This is a genomic window from Variovorax sp. GW821-FHT06D12, assembly GCF_059419205.1.
Map to the genome: position 1 here is coordinate 825,235 of NZ_JBWKRI010000002.1, position 14,784 is coordinate 840,018.

Here is a 14,784-nt window from a genome sequence, read left to right on the forward strand (position 1 = left end):
CAGACGGAGGTGTTTTTCATGAGCCAGTTTCCGTCCCTCGATCCCATGGCCCTGTGGCGTGAGCTCACGGCCCAGTGGGAAAAAAGCACCAACGAATTCGCCAACGAAGCCATGGCCTCGGACCCGTTCCGCCAGGGCATGCACGGCGGCATGAACGCCTCGCTCACCGCGCAGAAAGCGGTGGGCGACCTGATGGCGCGCTACCTCACGCTGCTGAACCTGCCCACGCGCGCCGACCTGCAGGCGCTGGGCGAGCAGCTGCACCGCATCGACGACCACCTGGCGGGCATCCGGCGCGCGCTGGAAGGCGGGGCCGGGCCTGCCGCGCGGACCGCCGATGCAGCTGCTGCGCCGCCTCGGCCGCGCCGCACCAAGCAGCCGCCCGCGGCGGCGGCGGCGGCAGCGCCTGCACCGGCCGCCAAGACCGCCGCCCCCAAGAAACGCCCCACTGGAAAGCGCCGCTCATGAGCGCGCCGCCCGACACCTTCCAGCTGCCCGACATCCGCGGCGAGATCGAGCGCACCATCCAGCGCAACATCAAGGGGCTGGACTTCCTGACCTCGACCGCGCCCGCCGTCGGCCTCACGCCCAAGGACGAGATCCACCGGCGCGGCACGCTGAGCCTGTACCACTACCGCCCGATGGTCGACGAGATCTACCGCGTGCCGGTGCTCATGGTGATGGCCACCACCAACCGCGCCTACATCTTCGACCTCGCGCCGGGCCAGAGCATGGTCGAGTACCTGCTGCTCAAGGGCTACGACGTCTACGTGATGGACTGGAACGCGCCGCGCCCCGACGAGAAGCGCCTGCGCATCGAGGACTACGTGCTCGACTTCATTCCCGACTCGATCCGCCGCGTGCAGGAAGACTCGGGCGAGGAAGACGTGACCATCGCCGGCTACTGCATGGGCGGCGTGCTCTCCACGCTGTACGCGGCGCTGCACCCCGGCGGGCCGATGAAGAACCTCGCGCTCTTCACCACGCCGATCGACTTCAGCCGCATGAAGCTGTTCCACGCGTGGTCCGACCGGCGCTACTTCGACGTCGACCGCCTCATCGACACCGTGGGCAACGTGCCGCCCGAGATGCTGTTCGCCTCCTTCGACATGCTGCGCCCCGCCGGGCGTGGCGCCGGGCTGGTGCAGCTGTGGGACAACATGGCCAACGACGAGTTCGTCAAGTCGTACCGCATGTTCGACCGCTGGGGCGCCGAGATGCTGCCGCTGGCCGGCGAGTACTTCCGCCAGACGGTGAAGGAGCTCATGTGGGACAACAAGCTGCACAAGGGCGAGCTGGTGCTCGGCGGGCGCCCCGTGCTGCTGAAGAACATCACCGTGCCGGTGCTGCACGCGCTCGCGCAGCACGACCACATCGTGCCCTACGAGGCGGGCCAGCCGCTGATCGCCGGCATCGGCTCCACCGACAAGGAAGAGGTGGTGCTCAAGGGCGGCCACGTGAGCCTGGCGGCCGGCACCAACGCCGTGCGGCGGCTGTGGCCCAAGCTCGACGAGTGGCTGGGCGTGCGCTCCACCTGACGAAGACAACCATCGAACACCTTCCCATGACCGCATCCTCTTCCCGCACCTACCCGCGCACCGTCGCCCACGCGGACGGCGACATAGCCCTGCGCCTGATGACCGGCGCCGACGCCCCCGCCGTGCTGGCCTTCGCGCAGGCGCTGCCGGCGCACGACCTGCTCTTTCTGCCGCGCGACATCACCGAGCCCAAGGTGATGGCCGCCTGGGTCCGCGCCATCGAGCGCGGCGACATCGACAGCGTGCTCGCCGTGCGCGACGGCGCCGTGCTGGGCTGCGCCGCCGTCATCCGCGACCCGCATTCGTGGTCGGGCCACGTGGCCGAGCTGCGCGTGCTGGTGTCGCCCGCGCTGCGCGGCGGCGGCCTGGGCCAGCAGCTGGCGCAGGAAGGCTGCGCGCTGGCCTTCGCCCACGGGCAGGAAAAGATCGTCGCCCAGATGACCGTCGACCAGCGCGGCGCCATCGCCGTCTTCCAGGCCCTGGGCTTCCGGCCCGAGGCCCTGCTCACGCGCCACGTGAAGGACCGCGAGGGCAAGGCGCACGACCTCGTGGTGCTGAGCCAGGACGCGGCGCAGGTCGAGGCGCAGATGCGGGCGTACGGGGTGACCGAGGCGTTTTAGGCCCATCGGCAGGGGATTGAGGGGGTTGGCGGGGCGGCCTCCTAAAATCGGGGGATTCCCCTGCAGATTGCCCACCTTGTCTTTTCTCGCCGAAACCCGCCGCCGTCGCACCTTCGCGATCATTTCCCACCCTGACGCCGGCAAGACCACGCTGACCGAAAAATTGCTGCTGTTCTCGGGCGCGATCCAGATCGCCGGCTCGGTGAAGGCCCGCAAGGCCTCGCGCCACGCCACCTCCGACTGGATGGAAATCGAGAAGCAACGCGGCATCTCGGTGGCCTCGTCGGTGATGCAGATGGTGTACCGCGAGCACGTGATCAACCTGCTCGACACGCCCGGCCACAAGGACTTCTCGGAAGACACCTACCGCGTGCTCACGGCCGTCGACTCGGCGCTGATGGTGATCGACGCCGCCAACGGCGTGGAAGCGCAGACGCGCCGGCTGATCGAGGTCTGCCGCCAGCGCGACACGCCCATCATCACCTTCGTCAACAAGATGGACCGTGAAGTGCGCGAGCCGCTGGACATCCTGGACGAGGTGGAGCGCGAGCTCGGCATGCCCTGCGTGCCCATGACCTGGCCCGTGGGCCAGGGCAAGAGCTTCCGCGGCATCATGAACCTGCGCACGCAGGCGATGACGGTGTTCGAGTCGGGCAGCGAGCGGCTGCCGCACGACTTCGAGACCATCCCGCTGAGCGAGCGCGACACGCTCGTCAAGCGCTTCGGCGCCGACTTCGAGCACGCCATGGAAAGCATGGAACTGGCCACCGGCGCCTCCCCCACCTGGGACCGCGAGGCCTTCCTGGCCGGCAAGCAGACGCCGGTGTTCTTCGGCTCCGGCGTGAACAACTTCGGCGTGATGGAAGTGCTCGACGCGCTGGTCGACCTGGCCCCCTCGCCGCAGTCGCGCACCAGCACCACGCTGGTCAACCGCCAGCCGGTGGTGAAAGAGATCCAGCCCGAGGACAAGGACTTCGCGGGCGTGGTCTTCAAGGTGCAGGCCAACATGGACGCCAACCACCGCGACCGCATCGCCTTCGTGCGCATGGCCTCGGGCAAGTACACGCCGGGCATGAAGCTGAAGGTGCAGCGCACCGCGAAGGAGCTGCGCCCGACCAGCGTCGTGACCTTCATGAGCCAGCGCCGCGAGGCGGTGGAAGAGGCCTACGCCGGCGACATCGTGGGCTTCACCACGCACGGCGGCGTGCAGCTGGGCGACACCATCACCGACGGCGCGAACCTGCAGTTCACCGGACTGCCCTTCTTCGCGCCCGAGCTGTTCATGACCGTGATCCTGAAGAACCCGCTGCGCACCAAGCAGCTTCAGCAGGGGCTGGCCCAGCTCGGCGAGGAAGGCGCGATCCAGGTCTTCCGCCCCGAGGTCGGCGGCCCGATGCTCTTGGGCGCCGTCGGCCAGCTGCAGTTCGAAGTGGTGCAGCACCGCCTGAAGGCCGAGTACGACGCCGACGTGCGCCTCGAAGGCTGCCAGTACACGGGCGCGCGCTGGATCACGGCCGACACCCCGGCCGAACTGCGCGAGTTCGTCCACGCCTACCCGGTGCGCATGGCCAAGGACGCGGCCGACACGCTGGCCTTTTTGTGCACGTCGCCGTACGACGTGCGGCTGGCGCAGGAGCGTTTTCCGAAGATCCACTTCCATCCGCTGCGCGAGCACGCGGGTCTGGCGCTGCAGAGCGCCGGCTGATCGGCTAGCTGCCCGACGAGGTGTAGTGGCGCAGCCCGAGGCGCCACGCACCGAACGCCGCCGCGAGGAACACGAAGCCCGCGAGCGGCGACACCCACCCCACCCAGGCCGGCGCGCCCAGCGGATCGGGCTTGCCCAGGATCGCCAGCACCGGGTAGTACGCCACGCAGGCCAGCGGCACGATGAAGGTCAGCACGCGGCGGAACCACTGCGCATAGAGCGCCAGCGGGTACTGCGCCGCCTGCACGCCGCCGTAGGTGAGCACGTTGGCGATCTCCAGGCTCTCGACGGTCCAGAACGACAGCGTGCCCTGCAGCACGAGGATGCCGAGGAACAGCGCGATGCCGCCGGCCAGGGCGAACATGGCGATTGCCACGGCGCTGGGGGTCCATGCGATGTCGGCCTGCACGGTCGCGAAGGCCAGCACGAGCAGGCCCTGCAGCAGACGGCCGAGGCGGCTGATGCGCACGTCGTGACCCATGAGCTGCAGCGCGAGCGGACGCGGGCGCAGCAGCAACCGGTCGAAGGTGCCGGTGCGCAGGAACTCGGTGCCCAGCACGTCGAAGCCGCGGCCCAGCGCATCGGCAAGGGCGAACATGCAGTTCACGAGGCCATAGAACAGCGCGACCTCGCCGATGCCCCAGCCCTGCACCTCGCCGAAGCGATGGAACAGCGCCCAGACGGCGACGACCTCGATGCCTGTGCCGAGGAACTGGCCGAGGGTCAGCAGCAAGGCGGACGCGGGGTACCTGGCCTGGCCGCTGATGGAAGCGGCCATGAGGCGGAAGAACAGGGGAAGTGCGCCCATCGTCAATGGCCCCCGCCGCTGTTCAGGGCGCGTGCACAGGCCACCGGGTACTTCCCTCCGCGAATGTCCCCCGGGCTTCGCCCTCCTCCTTGATTTCGCTGCGGGAAGCACCCAGTGTCCTGCGCACACCGAGCGCGGTCGTGGTGCGGGTCGGTCCACCGCTGTGCGGATTGCGTCATGCCGCTCATTGCTCGTAGCAGATGTCGAGCCGGACCAAGGCGCCGCGGGCATCGATGCGATCGGCGCGGAAATAGAAGCGGTCGCGGTAGCTGTCGAGGTGAAGGGGTCCGGTGACCGGGTCGCCCCAGCTCGTCACCGAGAAGCCCTGCCCGCGCAGCCATCGCAGCAGGGCGTCCAGGCGCTGCGGGTCGGCGTCGACGTGGATGTCTGCGTCTGCGGGCGGCGGGCCTTGTGGGTCCTGCTGCCAGCGCGCGAAGCTGCCGAACAGCGTGAAGACGTGTCCTGCGGCGCGCATCGCATCGAGCAGCGCGGCGGTGGCCGGCAGGTCGATGCGCTCGCGCTGCTTGCGAAAGACCAGCGCGTGTTCGTGGCGCCGGTCGGTGCGGGCATCGGTGTCGTTGTCTGCCGCGTCGTGCGGATAGACCAGCACGCGCTCCTCCTCCATCGTGAAGAGCGAACCCAGGATGCGCGCGAGATCGAAGGCCAGCGGCAGCACGCGATCGCCGATCCGCAGGTTCTCCACCATCGCGATGCAGGCGCCGCCCTCGCGCAATCCGGCGCGGACGCGGTGAAAGACGTTGCGCAGGCCGTCGAGGTGCTGCGCATAGCTCGGGCTGTCGTAGAGCTGGGAGGTTGCCTGCGCACCGGTCCAGCGGCAACCGAAGTAGGGCACGTTCGTCAGGCACAGGTCGAAGGGCGGGAGCGCGGCGTCTTCGAGCGCATCGCACGAGGCGTGCAGGAGCGTCGTGCCGTGGGCGAGGCCGTGGCGTGCCAGCCGCTCTCGGATGAGGTCGATGCGGCCGGCATCGACTTCGCAGCCCAAGGCCCGTCGGTCCTCGAGGCGCGCCGCGAGCAGCGTCGTGCCGAAACCGGCGAAGGGGTCGAACACCGTGTCGCCCGGTTGCGAGAACCGGCGCACGAAGGGCAGCATCTGCTCGAGCCATCCGCAATCGCGCCCGCCCATCGGGTCCCGCGCGCGCAGGTCGTCCGGCAGCCGGAAGCGCGGCGATTCATGGTCGAGCATCAGCCAGCTGTGACTGGTCATGGACAGGCCTTCGCGGTGCGCGTGTCGAGCAGCACGTCGTGCCCCGGCTCCCAGCCGGCGCAGAGCTGTCCGTCGGCAAAGTAGACGAGCTTGTAGACGTCGCCGGTCGCGTGGCGCGCGTGCATGGCGCCGTAGTCGGCGCTTTCGAAGACGACCGTCAGGCCGCTGTCGGTGCGCAGGCGCAGGTTCCAGAAGTAGTAGCCCTCGGTGAGGCTTTCGAGGGTCCACCCGCGCGAGATGTCGGGGTCGTCGAGGCAGGCCGTCAGCAGCGCGTCCATCGAGACCCGCTGCGTGCGCAGATAGCGCGCGGTGGCGTTGTCGCGATAGCCGTCGTCGAGCCGCGAGAACTCCCGGAAGACGACGGTGCCGGCGCCGCATTGCCGTGCCCACGCGAGGTACGCGGCCACGTCGGTCGGCTGCGCGACACCGTCGCGCTGGAGGATGCACACGAGCCGCAGCGCCACCGCATCGGCGAGCTGGCGCGCGGTGCGTTCGAACACGACGGGGTCGCCGATGGCCACCTCGGGCCGGAATCGCATGATGGCCTGGTTGACCGCGCCGTCGTGGTGGTGGCGGGACAGCTCCAGCCAGCTCATTCCGAAGCCTTGCAGCGCGCGCCGCAGCACCTCGCCCTGCGGGCCGGCAAAGCCTGCGCCGTTGGTATAGAGCACACGATCTTCGACCACCGGGCCCTGGCTTTCGCCCGCGGCCAGCGTGTGCAGCAGCCGAAGCATCCAGTCGGCGTCGTCGCTCGTTTCCAGGCCCGAGAGCGACCACGACAGCGGCACGCCGCGCAGGGCCCGCAGCGCACGGGACAGGCCGTCGAAGTAGTCGGGCGCCGGACGCAGCCGGGACGCCGAGGTTCCGCCCTCGGTCTTGCGCAGGTTTTCCGAGCAGAAGCCGCAACGTGCCGAACAAGGCTTCACGGAGGCGTACGGCGTGAACGTGAGGGGCTGCGCAAAGCGCCGCGCGACGCCGCCGATCGTGTGCGTGTGCCAGCGCGCGGCCTCGTTCGAAGGCGGCGTGCGAAGGGTCACCCCGCGCACGGAGCGGCGAAGGCGTTCGAAGAGCGGGGAACTCGCGCTGCGCGGCAGATCGGCCACGGCGATCTGGTCGATCGCGCAGGTCACGGTCCGCACGGCGAGGGGCGTCGGCGCATCGGCTTCAACGGGAATGACGGGGCGCATGGCAGGGGCGGGGTTGTCGCACCCGCCACCATACGACAGCGCTGCCTCCGAGGGCGGGAGTGGCTCCCTGCGCGCGCCCGTCACCCTAGCCACCCTGTACCTGCAGACTGCGCATCGTGCGCCCCATCGCCATCCGCCCGAACGCGACAAGCGCCACGATCCAGCAGCACTGCAGCCCCAGCGCGCCCAGCGCATGCCAGCCGCTCAGTTGTCCGAAGTAGAGCCGCGCCGGAATGTCGAACAGCCCCGCCAGCGGCTGCACCAGCAGCGCGGTCTGCCAGGCGTCGGGCAGCAGCGCCAGCGGCAGCAGGTTGCCCGAGAACACGATGACCACGGGCGTCGCCACCGCCTGGATGCCGCGCTCGTTGAGCGCCGCCGTGGTCGCCACGTTGAGCAGCATCACCATCGCGGTCGAAAGCAAGAGGCCCAGCCCCACCGACAGCAGGAACGCCGCGCCGGCCACCGCGTTCGCGGGCAATTGCCAGGCCCAGTCGCCCAGCCCCACCAGCGGCAATGCGACCGCCGCGAAGGCCGCCATCAGTGCCACGCGCGGCAGCAGGCGCGCCGCGATCCAGCCGGCCGTGCGCGCGAACCACAGCGCGTAGGCGTCCACCGGGCGCAGCCGGTCGTAGGCGACCGCGCCGGTGCGCGCGGCCTGCGCCACTTCGGGGTCGCCGAGCCAGGGCATCAGCACCAGCAGGCCCTGCGCGAGCCAGGTATAGGTGATGGCCTGGGCCGGCGTCATCGACGAGGCCGCGCCCGCGATGGCGCTGCCGCTGTAGAACGCGGCGAACACCATCACCTTGATGCCGCCCCACCAGCACTGCGTGGCAAAGCCCGCGAGCGCCGCGGTGCGGTACTGCAGCATCTGCAGGAAGCGCGAGACGAACGCCGCGACATACGGCCGGGCGAGATCGCGCGGGCCCATCGCCGGCCTCACGCCTCGGCCGCTCCGTGCATGGCGTAGAAGCGCGCGATCACGGCTTCGATCGCGAGGCCTTCGAGGCGGATGTCTTCCACGGCGTGCGCGCCGGCGATGCGCGCGATGAGCGCGGGGGCGGGGGTCTGCTTGGGGTCGAAGTCGAGCACCAGCGTCTGGCCGTCGCGCGAGTGCACGGTGGCGCCGTCGACGTGCGCGGGCAGCGTGGCGTCTTGCGCAAAGTCGACCACCAGCCGGCGCTCGGCCATCACCTGCGCGCGCAGCGCCTCGACCGGGCTGTCGGCCAGCACGCGGCCGTGGCCGATGACGATCACGCGCTGGGCCAGGGCCTCGATGTCGTGCATGTCGTGCGTGGTCAGCAGCACGGTGGTGCCGCGCTCGCGGTTGGCGCGGCGCACGAAGTCGCGCACGGCGAGCTTCGAAGGCGCGTCGAGGCCGATGGTCGGCTCGTCGAGGAACAGGATGTCGGGTTCGTGCAGCAGCGCCGCCGCGATCTCGGCGCGCATGCGCTGGCCCAGCGACAGCTGGCGCACCGGCTGGTCGAGCACGCGCTCCAGGTGCAGCAGCGCGACCAGCTCGTCGCGCGTGCGCCGGTAGCGCTGCGGATCGACGCGGTAGATGTCGCGCAGCAGGTCGAAGCCGTCGCCCACGGGCAGGTCCCACCACAGCTGCGTGCGCTGGCCGAAGACCACGCCGATGCGCGCCACGTGGCGCTCGCGGTCGGCAAAGGGGTCGCGGCCATCGACTTCCACGCGCCCGCCGTCGGGCCGCAGGATGCCCGAGAGGATCTTGATGGTGGTCGACTTGCCCGCACCGTTCGGCCCGATGAAGCCCAGCAGCTCGCCGCGCTCCAGCGCGAACGACACGCCCGACAGCGCCTCCACCGTGCGGTGGCGGCGCTGCAGCAGGCCGCGCAACGCGCCGCGCAGACCGGGGTCGCGCTCGGACACACGGTAGGTCTTGCGCAGGTTGTCGACGAGGATGTGAGGCATGGTGGAAGGTGCCGCGCCGGCCCGAAAGCGCGGCGGGGGCGGGATGCTACACGAAAGCGCCGGTACGATCACGGGCCTCTTCGAGAATCCTGCTCATGTCTTCGCCTCCCCTGCCCGCCTCGCCCCACCACCTGCTGCCGCTCACGCGCTGGCCCGCCGACGCGCGCGCGGCGCTGGTCGGCGTGTTCACCGACATCGACGACACGCTCACCTCCGACGGCGCGATCACGCCCGATGCGTTGAAGGCGCTGGCCGACCTGAAGGCCGCGGGCCTGGCCGTGGTCGCCATCACCGGCCGGCCCGTGGGCTGGAGCCTGCCCTTCGTGAACAGCTGGCCGGTCGATGCCATCGTGGCCGAGAACGGCGCGGTCGCGCTGCGCCCGGCGGCCGATGGCGGTGTCGAGAAGCGCTACCAGCAGGACGCCGCCACGCGCGCCGCCAACTTCGCGCGCATGCAGGCCGTGCTGGCGCGCATCGAGCGCGAGATTCCGGGCGCCGGCCGCGCCACCGACTCGCCCGGGCGCGAGACCGACATCGCCATCGACCACAGCGAGTTCGTGACGCTCGACGACGACACCATCGCGCGCGTCGTCGCGCTGATGCGCGGCGAGGGCATGCACGCCACCGTGAGCAGCATCCACATCAACGGCTGGTACGGCGACAACGACAAGCTCGAAGGCGCGCGCTGGATCGTGCGCGAGCTCTGGGGCCGCACGCTCGACGACGAGATGGACCGCTGGGCCTACGTGGGCGATTCCACCAACGACCAGCTGATGTTCCGCAGCTTCGCGCACAGCATCGGCGTGGCGAACGTCGCGCGCTTCGTGCCGCAGCTGGAGCACCTGCCGCGCTACGTGACGCAGGGCGAGCGCGGCGCGGGCTTTGCGCAGGCCGCGCACGCGGTGCTGTCGGCGCGCTGAGCCAAGCACGCCGCGCGGGCGTCGCGCACGAAAAAAAGGCCCGCACAGGGCGGGCCGAATGGACCGGTTGAACGACCCTTGGAGAAACTTGCAGGGGTGAGGGTCGCGCAATGCGCGACCCTTCAGGACATCAGAACGTGTGGCGGATGCCGAACTCGTAGCCCATCGAGCTCTTGGCCTGCAGCGCGGTGCGGTTGAACGTGGTGGCGTACGACGGGCCGGCACCCACCGTGAGCCCTGCGCCGTTCTTGTTGCTGACGCGCGCGACCGTGCCGTACAGCGCGGTGCGCTTGGACAGGTTGTGCACGTAGCCCAGCGCGAGCTTGTTGGCCTTCGGATCGGCGTTGTTCACGCCGAACACGGGCACGCGGTTGAAGTCGTACTTGACCTGCGAATACGACGCGCGGATCACGCCCGGGCCGACCGGCACGGTCACGCCCAGCAGGTAGCCGGTGAGGTCCACGTCCTGGCCGGGCGTGAAGATGTTCAGCGCGTTGCGCTCGTCCTTCGAACGCGAGATCTCGCCGAACAGCTTGGCCACGCCGAAGTCGTAGGTCGCGCCGAGGTTGAAGGTCTTGACCTTGCCCGGGCGTGCCACGGCGGCGGCGCCGCTGCCGGTCGTGAAGCTGGTGTCGTTCTGCGCGTAGCTGGCAGCGATGTCGAACGGACCCGTCGTGTAGCCCAGGCGACCGCCGATGTGGCGGCCGGTGTTGGTGCTGGCGGCGGTGTCGGGCGACAGGCGCGTCTGCTCGGCCAGGCCGTAGGCCACGTTGCCGTAGAAGCCGCCCAGGCGCGGCAGGAAGTACTGCACCATGTTGCTGGCGCGCTTGTAGGTGCCGTTGCTGCCGTAGCCGCTGCCCGGCACGCTGGCTTCGTTGGCGTCGATGATCAGCGAGCCGCCGATGCCGGTGTCGCCGAACGGATCGAACTGTTCTTCGTTCATCACCGTCGCGGTCTTGTCGCGGCCCAGGCGCAGTTCGCCGAAGCTGCCTGCCAGGCTCACGGTCGAACGGCGGGTGAAGTTCGACACGCCGGTGGCGCCGTCGTCATTCGTGATCGGGGCTTCGAGCCAGAAGCTGGCCGACAGGCCACCGCCCAGGTCTTCCACGCCGCGGAAGCCGAGGCGGCTCGAGCTCAGGCCCGAATTCGCCAGCTCGCTGCGGCTGGCCTTCACGCTGTAGGCGGGGCCGAAGGGGGTGGTCGAAACGCTCTTGTTCGCTACGTTGCGGTAGGCGGCATCGACCACGCCGAACAGGGTCACGGTCGATTGCGCCGACGCGGCGCCGCAGGCTGCGATGGCAGCCAGAACAAGCAGGGATTTTTTCATTGGTGTCACTCCAGGAGGGGGATGCCGCTGCGCCGAGACCGGGCGCGACTTTGGGACGTCCGGGCCTTGTTGCCGCGAGACTGGGTCCGAGTTTTCCTTCACTGGAAGACAAAGGGATTACATAGGGTTAACGCCTAGATTACGGAGGGATATAGGGGGTGAGTTCAGGACAGCGGTCGCGGATCGGGGTAGGCGCCGCGCACGCCTCCCCTTTTCCGGCGGCGCTTACTTCTCCTTCGCCAGCCCCAGCTTGTCGATGATCACCTTCTCGCGCACCACCGTGTCCTGCGCGAACTTGGTGTACGTGGCCGAGCTCATGTAGTTGGGCAGCATGTCGTAGCGGCCGAGCGAGGCCACGTAGCTGGGTTCTTCCATCGCCTGCTTGAAGGCGTCGTGCAGCTTCTTCACGACCTCGGGCGGCGTGCCCTTGGGCGCGCCGATGCCGAAGGGCGAGTTCTGCACCACGTCGTAGCCCAGCTCCTTCAGCGTGGGCGCGTCGGGGAACTTGGCCAGGCGCTTCTCGCCCCAGGTGTTGAGCACGCGCAGCTTGCCGGCCTCGACCTGCGGCGCGAAGCCGGTGCTGTCGGCCGCGGCCATGAGCTGGCCGCTGACCACGGCCAGCATCAAGTCGGCGCTGCCCTTGTAGGGCACGTGCTGCAGCTGGATGCCGGCCTTCTGCGCCACGATCTCGGTCGTGAGGTGCGGGCTGGTCAGGTTGCCGGTCGAGCCGTAGGTGAGCTTGCCGGGGTTGGCCTTGGCGTAGGCCACGAAGTCGGCCCAGGTCTTGAAGGGGCTGTCGGCCGGCACGACGATGCCGAAGGCATAGCCGGTGACGTTCAGCACGTAGCTGATGTCCTTGAGCGGGTCCCAGTTGATCTTGGTGGTGTAGCCGAGGCGGAACACGCCCAGCGGAATCTGCGCGACGGTGTAGCCGTCGGGCTGCGCGGTCTGCAGCGCCTGCGCGGGCAGCGTGCCGCCGGCGCCGGGCTTGTTGTCGACGATCACGGGCTGGCCAAGAATCTTGCTGGCGTTGTCGGCCAGCTGGCGCATGGTGATGTCGGTCGGGCCGCCCGCGGGAAAGGCGATCACGAGCTTGATGGGCTTCGCGGGAAAGGCCTGTGCAAGCACCGCCAGCGGCGCGGCGAGGCCGCAGGCGGCCAGCGTGGCGGCACGGAGAAGGGAACGGCGAAACATGACGGAAGGCTCCTGAAGCGTGGATCGAGCCGCGCATTGGGCCCTGCCCCGCCCGGTGCAGCAATCGGGGCTCACCCGACTGCTGTCGCCAGGGCTACTCGCCCCCTCAGCCCGCGGCTTGCGCGAAGCCTTCGAGAACGTTGACCGCGTTCACACCCACCTCGGCCACCGCATAGCCGCCCTCGAACACGAACACGGTGGGCAGGCCCGCGCGCGCGAGGTCTTCGCCCATGCGCAGGTAGTCGTCGCTTTTCAGTTTGAAGCCCGAGATCGGATCGCCCTCGAAGGTGTCGACGCCGAGCGACACCACGAGCGCGCCGGCCTTGACCTTCGCGATGCCGTCGAGCGCCGTCTTGAGCGCTGCGCGCCAGGCCGTGAAATCGGTGCCGCGCGGCAGCGGCAGGTTGTGATTGAAGCCCTCGCCCTTGCCGGCGCCGCGCTCGTCGGCATGACCGAGGTAGTACGGGTAGTCGGTCAGCGGGTCGCCGTGCAGGCTGGCGAAGTGCACGTCGCTGCGTTCGTAGAAGATGGCCTGCGTGCCGTTGCCGTGGTGGTAGTCGACATCGAGCACGGCCACGCGCTCGACGCCCGCATCGCGCAGCGCTTGCGCGGCGACGGCGGCGTTGTTGACGAAGCAGTAGCCGCCGAAGAAGTCGGCGCCCGCGTGGTGGCCGGGCGGGCGCGTGAGCGCGAAGGCGCTGCGCTCGCCGCCGAGGACGCGCTGCGTCGCCGTCCACGCGCAGGCGGCGCCGTGGCGCGCGGCGGCCCAGCTGCCGGCCGTCAGCGGCGTGCCGGCATCGAACGCAAAGAGGCCCAGGCGCGCGGGAAAGCTTTGCGGCAGCACGTCGGTGCGCATGCCGCGCGTGGGCCAGTACGAGGGCAGCGCGTCGCGCGTGGCGTTGGCGGCATCGAGCGCCACCCACTCGTCCCAGGCATGGGCGATGAAGTCGAGGTAACGCGGTGCGTGCACCTTCGCCAGCAGCGCGTCGTCGAACGCGTCGGGCGCCTGCAGCGGGCCGAGGCCGCGGCGCTCGAGTTCGTGCCTCACATGGTCGACGCGCGCGGGCACCTCGAAGCAGGGCACCAGCTCGCCCCGGAACATTTCAACTTGGCCTTGGTGCAGGGCGTGCTGGTCGTTGTAGATGGTGAGCATGAAGCGGCGAAGGGCGTGACGACAGGGCCTGCCATCATGCCGCACGCCGCAGCACCGCCCGGCGCCGCCCCGAGGCGGTGAGACCGAACAGGTCCTTCGGGTCGTCGAGCTCGGGCACCAGCGCGATCTGCCGGCCCACGCCGCGCTCCAGCGCCAGCTGCTGGATGCAGCGCAGCGCCGTGTAGTCCTCCAGCGCGAAGCCGACCGAGTCGAACACCGTGACCTGCTCCGGCCGCTCGCGCCCCGGCACTTCGCCCAGCAGCACGCGCCACAGCTCGTGCACCGGGAAGTCGGGCGCCAGCTGCTGGATCTCGCCCTCGATGCGGGTCTGCGGCTCGTACTCGACGAACACGCGCGCGCCGCGCAGCACGTCGGGGTGCAGCTCGGTCTTGCCGGGCGAATCGCCGCCCACGGCGTTGATGTGCATGCCGGGCTCGATCATGTCGGGCGTGAGCACGGTCGCATGGCCCTGGTAGGCGGTGATGGTGGTCACGATGTCGGCGCCGCGCACCGCCTCGGCGGTGGACTCGGCGCGCACGATCTCCATCGGCGTGCAGGCCGCGAGGTGGCGCACCAGCTTGTCGGTGGCGCGCGGGTCGATGTCGAACACGCGCACCTGCTCGATGCCCAGCAGCGCATGGAAGGCCAGCGCCTGGAACTCGCTCTGCGAGCCGTTGCCGATGAGCGCCAGGCTGCGCGCATCGGGCCGCGCCAGCGCCTTGGCGGCCATGGCCGAAGTGGCGGCCGTGCGCAGCGCGGTGGTGAGCGTGAGTTCGGACAGCAGCACGGGGTAGCCCGTGTCGACCTCGGCCAGCACGCCGAAGGCCATGACCGTGGGCAGCCCGACCTGCGTGTTGTGCGGGTGGCCGTTGACGTACTTGAAGGCGTAGGCGCCGTCGTCGGCCACGGGCATGAGCTCGATCACGCCCAGATGCGAATGGCTGGCCACGCGCGCCTTCTTGTCGAACTCGCGCCATCGCAGGAAGTCGTCGCGCAGCGCGTCTGCCAGCGTGACGAGGAATTCCGGGACGCCGGTCTCATCCACCAGGCGAACCAGGCTGTGAACATCGATGAAGCGGGTCATGGCGCGGCTCCTTGCGTAGCCCCCGGCACGGCGCTTCATCCGTTCACACGGTCTCCACCATGGCTGATTCAGGATGCGCCTGCGCCAAGGG

General features: G+C 69.8%; 14 protein-coding genes. 5 read left to right on the top strand and 9 right to left on the bottom strand.

Annotation, left to right across the window (positions count from 1 at the left end):
- The first annotated feature begins 18 nt into the window (after positions 1–18).
- The 4 genes from AC07SQ_RS10220 (at position 19) to AC07SQ_RS10235 (ending at position 3,863) form a co-directional block, all read left to right on the top strand.
- Complete coding sequence (locus AC07SQ_RS10220) at positions 19–468, top strand: hypothetical protein (RefSeq protein ID WP_495271951.1); 450 nt, start codon at positions 19–21, stop codon at positions 466–468.
- Positions 465–1,538 carry an alpha/beta fold hydrolase gene (locus AC07SQ_RS10225; RefSeq protein ID WP_307584315.1) on the top strand — a complete coding sequence of 358 codons (1,074 nt, stop codon included), beginning with the start codon at positions 465–467 and terminating at the stop codon, positions 1,536–1,538. Before AC07SQ_RS10220 ends, AC07SQ_RS10225 begins: the two co-directional genes overlap by 4 nt.
- A 26-nt stretch (positions 1,539–1,564) precedes the next feature.
- Complete coding sequence (locus tag AC07SQ_RS10230; RefSeq protein ID WP_390348412.1) at positions 1,565–2,158, top strand: GNAT family N-acetyltransferase; 594 nt, start codon at positions 1,565–1,567, stop codon at positions 2,156–2,158.
- A gap of 76 nt (positions 2,159–2,234) precedes the next feature.
- Positions 2,235–3,863 (top strand): peptide chain release factor 3, encoded by a 1,629-nt coding sequence (locus AC07SQ_RS10235; RefSeq protein WP_062482912.1) that lies wholly within the window; start codon positions 2,235–2,237, stop codon positions 3,861–3,863.
- 4 nt (positions 3,864–3,867) lie between these two features.
- Here AC07SQ_RS10235 and AC07SQ_RS10240 read toward each other — a convergent pair whose 3' ends face one another.
- The 5 genes from AC07SQ_RS10240 to AC07SQ_RS10260 form a co-directional block, all read right to left on the bottom strand.
- Positions 3,868–4,671: an ABC transporter permease gene (locus AC07SQ_RS10240; protein WP_062482914.1), complete on the bottom strand. Its 804-nt coding sequence runs from the start codon at positions 4,669–4,671 to the stop codon at positions 3,868–3,870.
- Between the two features lie 184 nt (positions 4,672–4,855).
- The gene (locus tag AC07SQ_RS10245) at positions 4,856–5,896 is read right to left on the bottom strand and encodes a DNA methyltransferase (RefSeq protein ID WP_495271950.1); all 1,041 of its coding nucleotides are present in this window, start codon (positions 5,894–5,896) and stop codon (positions 4,856–4,858) included.
- Positions 5,893–7,083 (bottom strand): hypothetical protein, encoded by a 1,191-nt coding sequence (locus tag AC07SQ_RS10250; RefSeq protein ID WP_495271949.1) that lies wholly within the window; start codon positions 7,081–7,083, stop codon positions 5,893–5,895. Before AC07SQ_RS10250 ends, AC07SQ_RS10245 begins: the two co-directional genes overlap by 4 nt.
- 85 nt (positions 7,084–7,168) lie before the next feature.
- Positions 7,169–8,011 carry an ABC transporter permease gene (locus tag AC07SQ_RS10255; RefSeq protein WP_495271948.1) on the bottom strand — a complete coding sequence of 281 codons (843 nt, stop codon included), beginning with the start codon at positions 8,009–8,011 and terminating at the stop codon, positions 7,169–7,171.
- A gap of 8 nt (positions 8,012–8,019) precedes the next feature.
- On the bottom strand, positions 8,020–9,015 hold the full coding sequence (locus AC07SQ_RS10260; RefSeq protein ID WP_139701381.1) for an ABC transporter ATP-binding protein: 996 nt from the start codon (positions 9,013–9,015) through the stop codon (positions 8,020–8,022).
- Positions 9,016–9,110: 95 nt separating this feature from the next.
- On the opposite strand from AC07SQ_RS10260, the gene AC07SQ_RS10265 reads away from it, so the two are divergent.
- Positions 9,111–9,935: an HAD-IIB family hydrolase gene (locus AC07SQ_RS10265; RefSeq protein ID WP_495271947.1), complete on the top strand. Its 825-nt coding sequence runs from the start codon at positions 9,111–9,113 to the stop codon at positions 9,933–9,935.
- Between the two features lie 130 nt (positions 9,936–10,065).
- Here the strand turns inward: AC07SQ_RS10265 and AC07SQ_RS10270 are convergent, their stop codons facing one another.
- The 4 genes from AC07SQ_RS10270 to ocd all read right to left on the bottom strand — a co-directional run bounded on the left by AC07SQ_RS10270 (position 10,066) and on the right by ocd (position 14,693).
- Complete coding sequence (locus AC07SQ_RS10270) at positions 10,066–11,262, bottom strand: porin (RefSeq protein ID WP_307696374.1); 1,197 nt, start codon at positions 11,260–11,262, stop codon at positions 10,066–10,068.
- 225 nt (positions 11,263–11,487) lie between these two features.
- A complete protein-coding gene (locus AC07SQ_RS10275) occupies positions 11,488–12,456 on the bottom strand; it encodes a Bug family tripartite tricarboxylate transporter substrate binding protein (protein WP_495271946.1) in 969 nt (322 codons plus the stop codon).
- A gap of 106 nt (positions 12,457–12,562) precedes the next feature.
- Positions 12,563–13,609: a histone deacetylase family protein gene (locus AC07SQ_RS10280; RefSeq protein ID WP_495271945.1), complete on the bottom strand. Its 1,047-nt coding sequence runs from the start codon at positions 13,607–13,609 to the stop codon at positions 12,563–12,565.
- A gap of 34 nt (positions 13,610–13,643) precedes the next feature.
- Positions 13,644–14,693 carry an ornithine cyclodeaminase gene (gene ocd, locus AC07SQ_RS10285; protein WP_492745087.1) on the bottom strand — a complete coding sequence of 350 codons (1,050 nt, stop codon included), beginning with the start codon at positions 14,691–14,693 and terminating at the stop codon, positions 13,644–13,646.
- Positions 14,694–14,784: the final 91 nt, after the last annotated feature.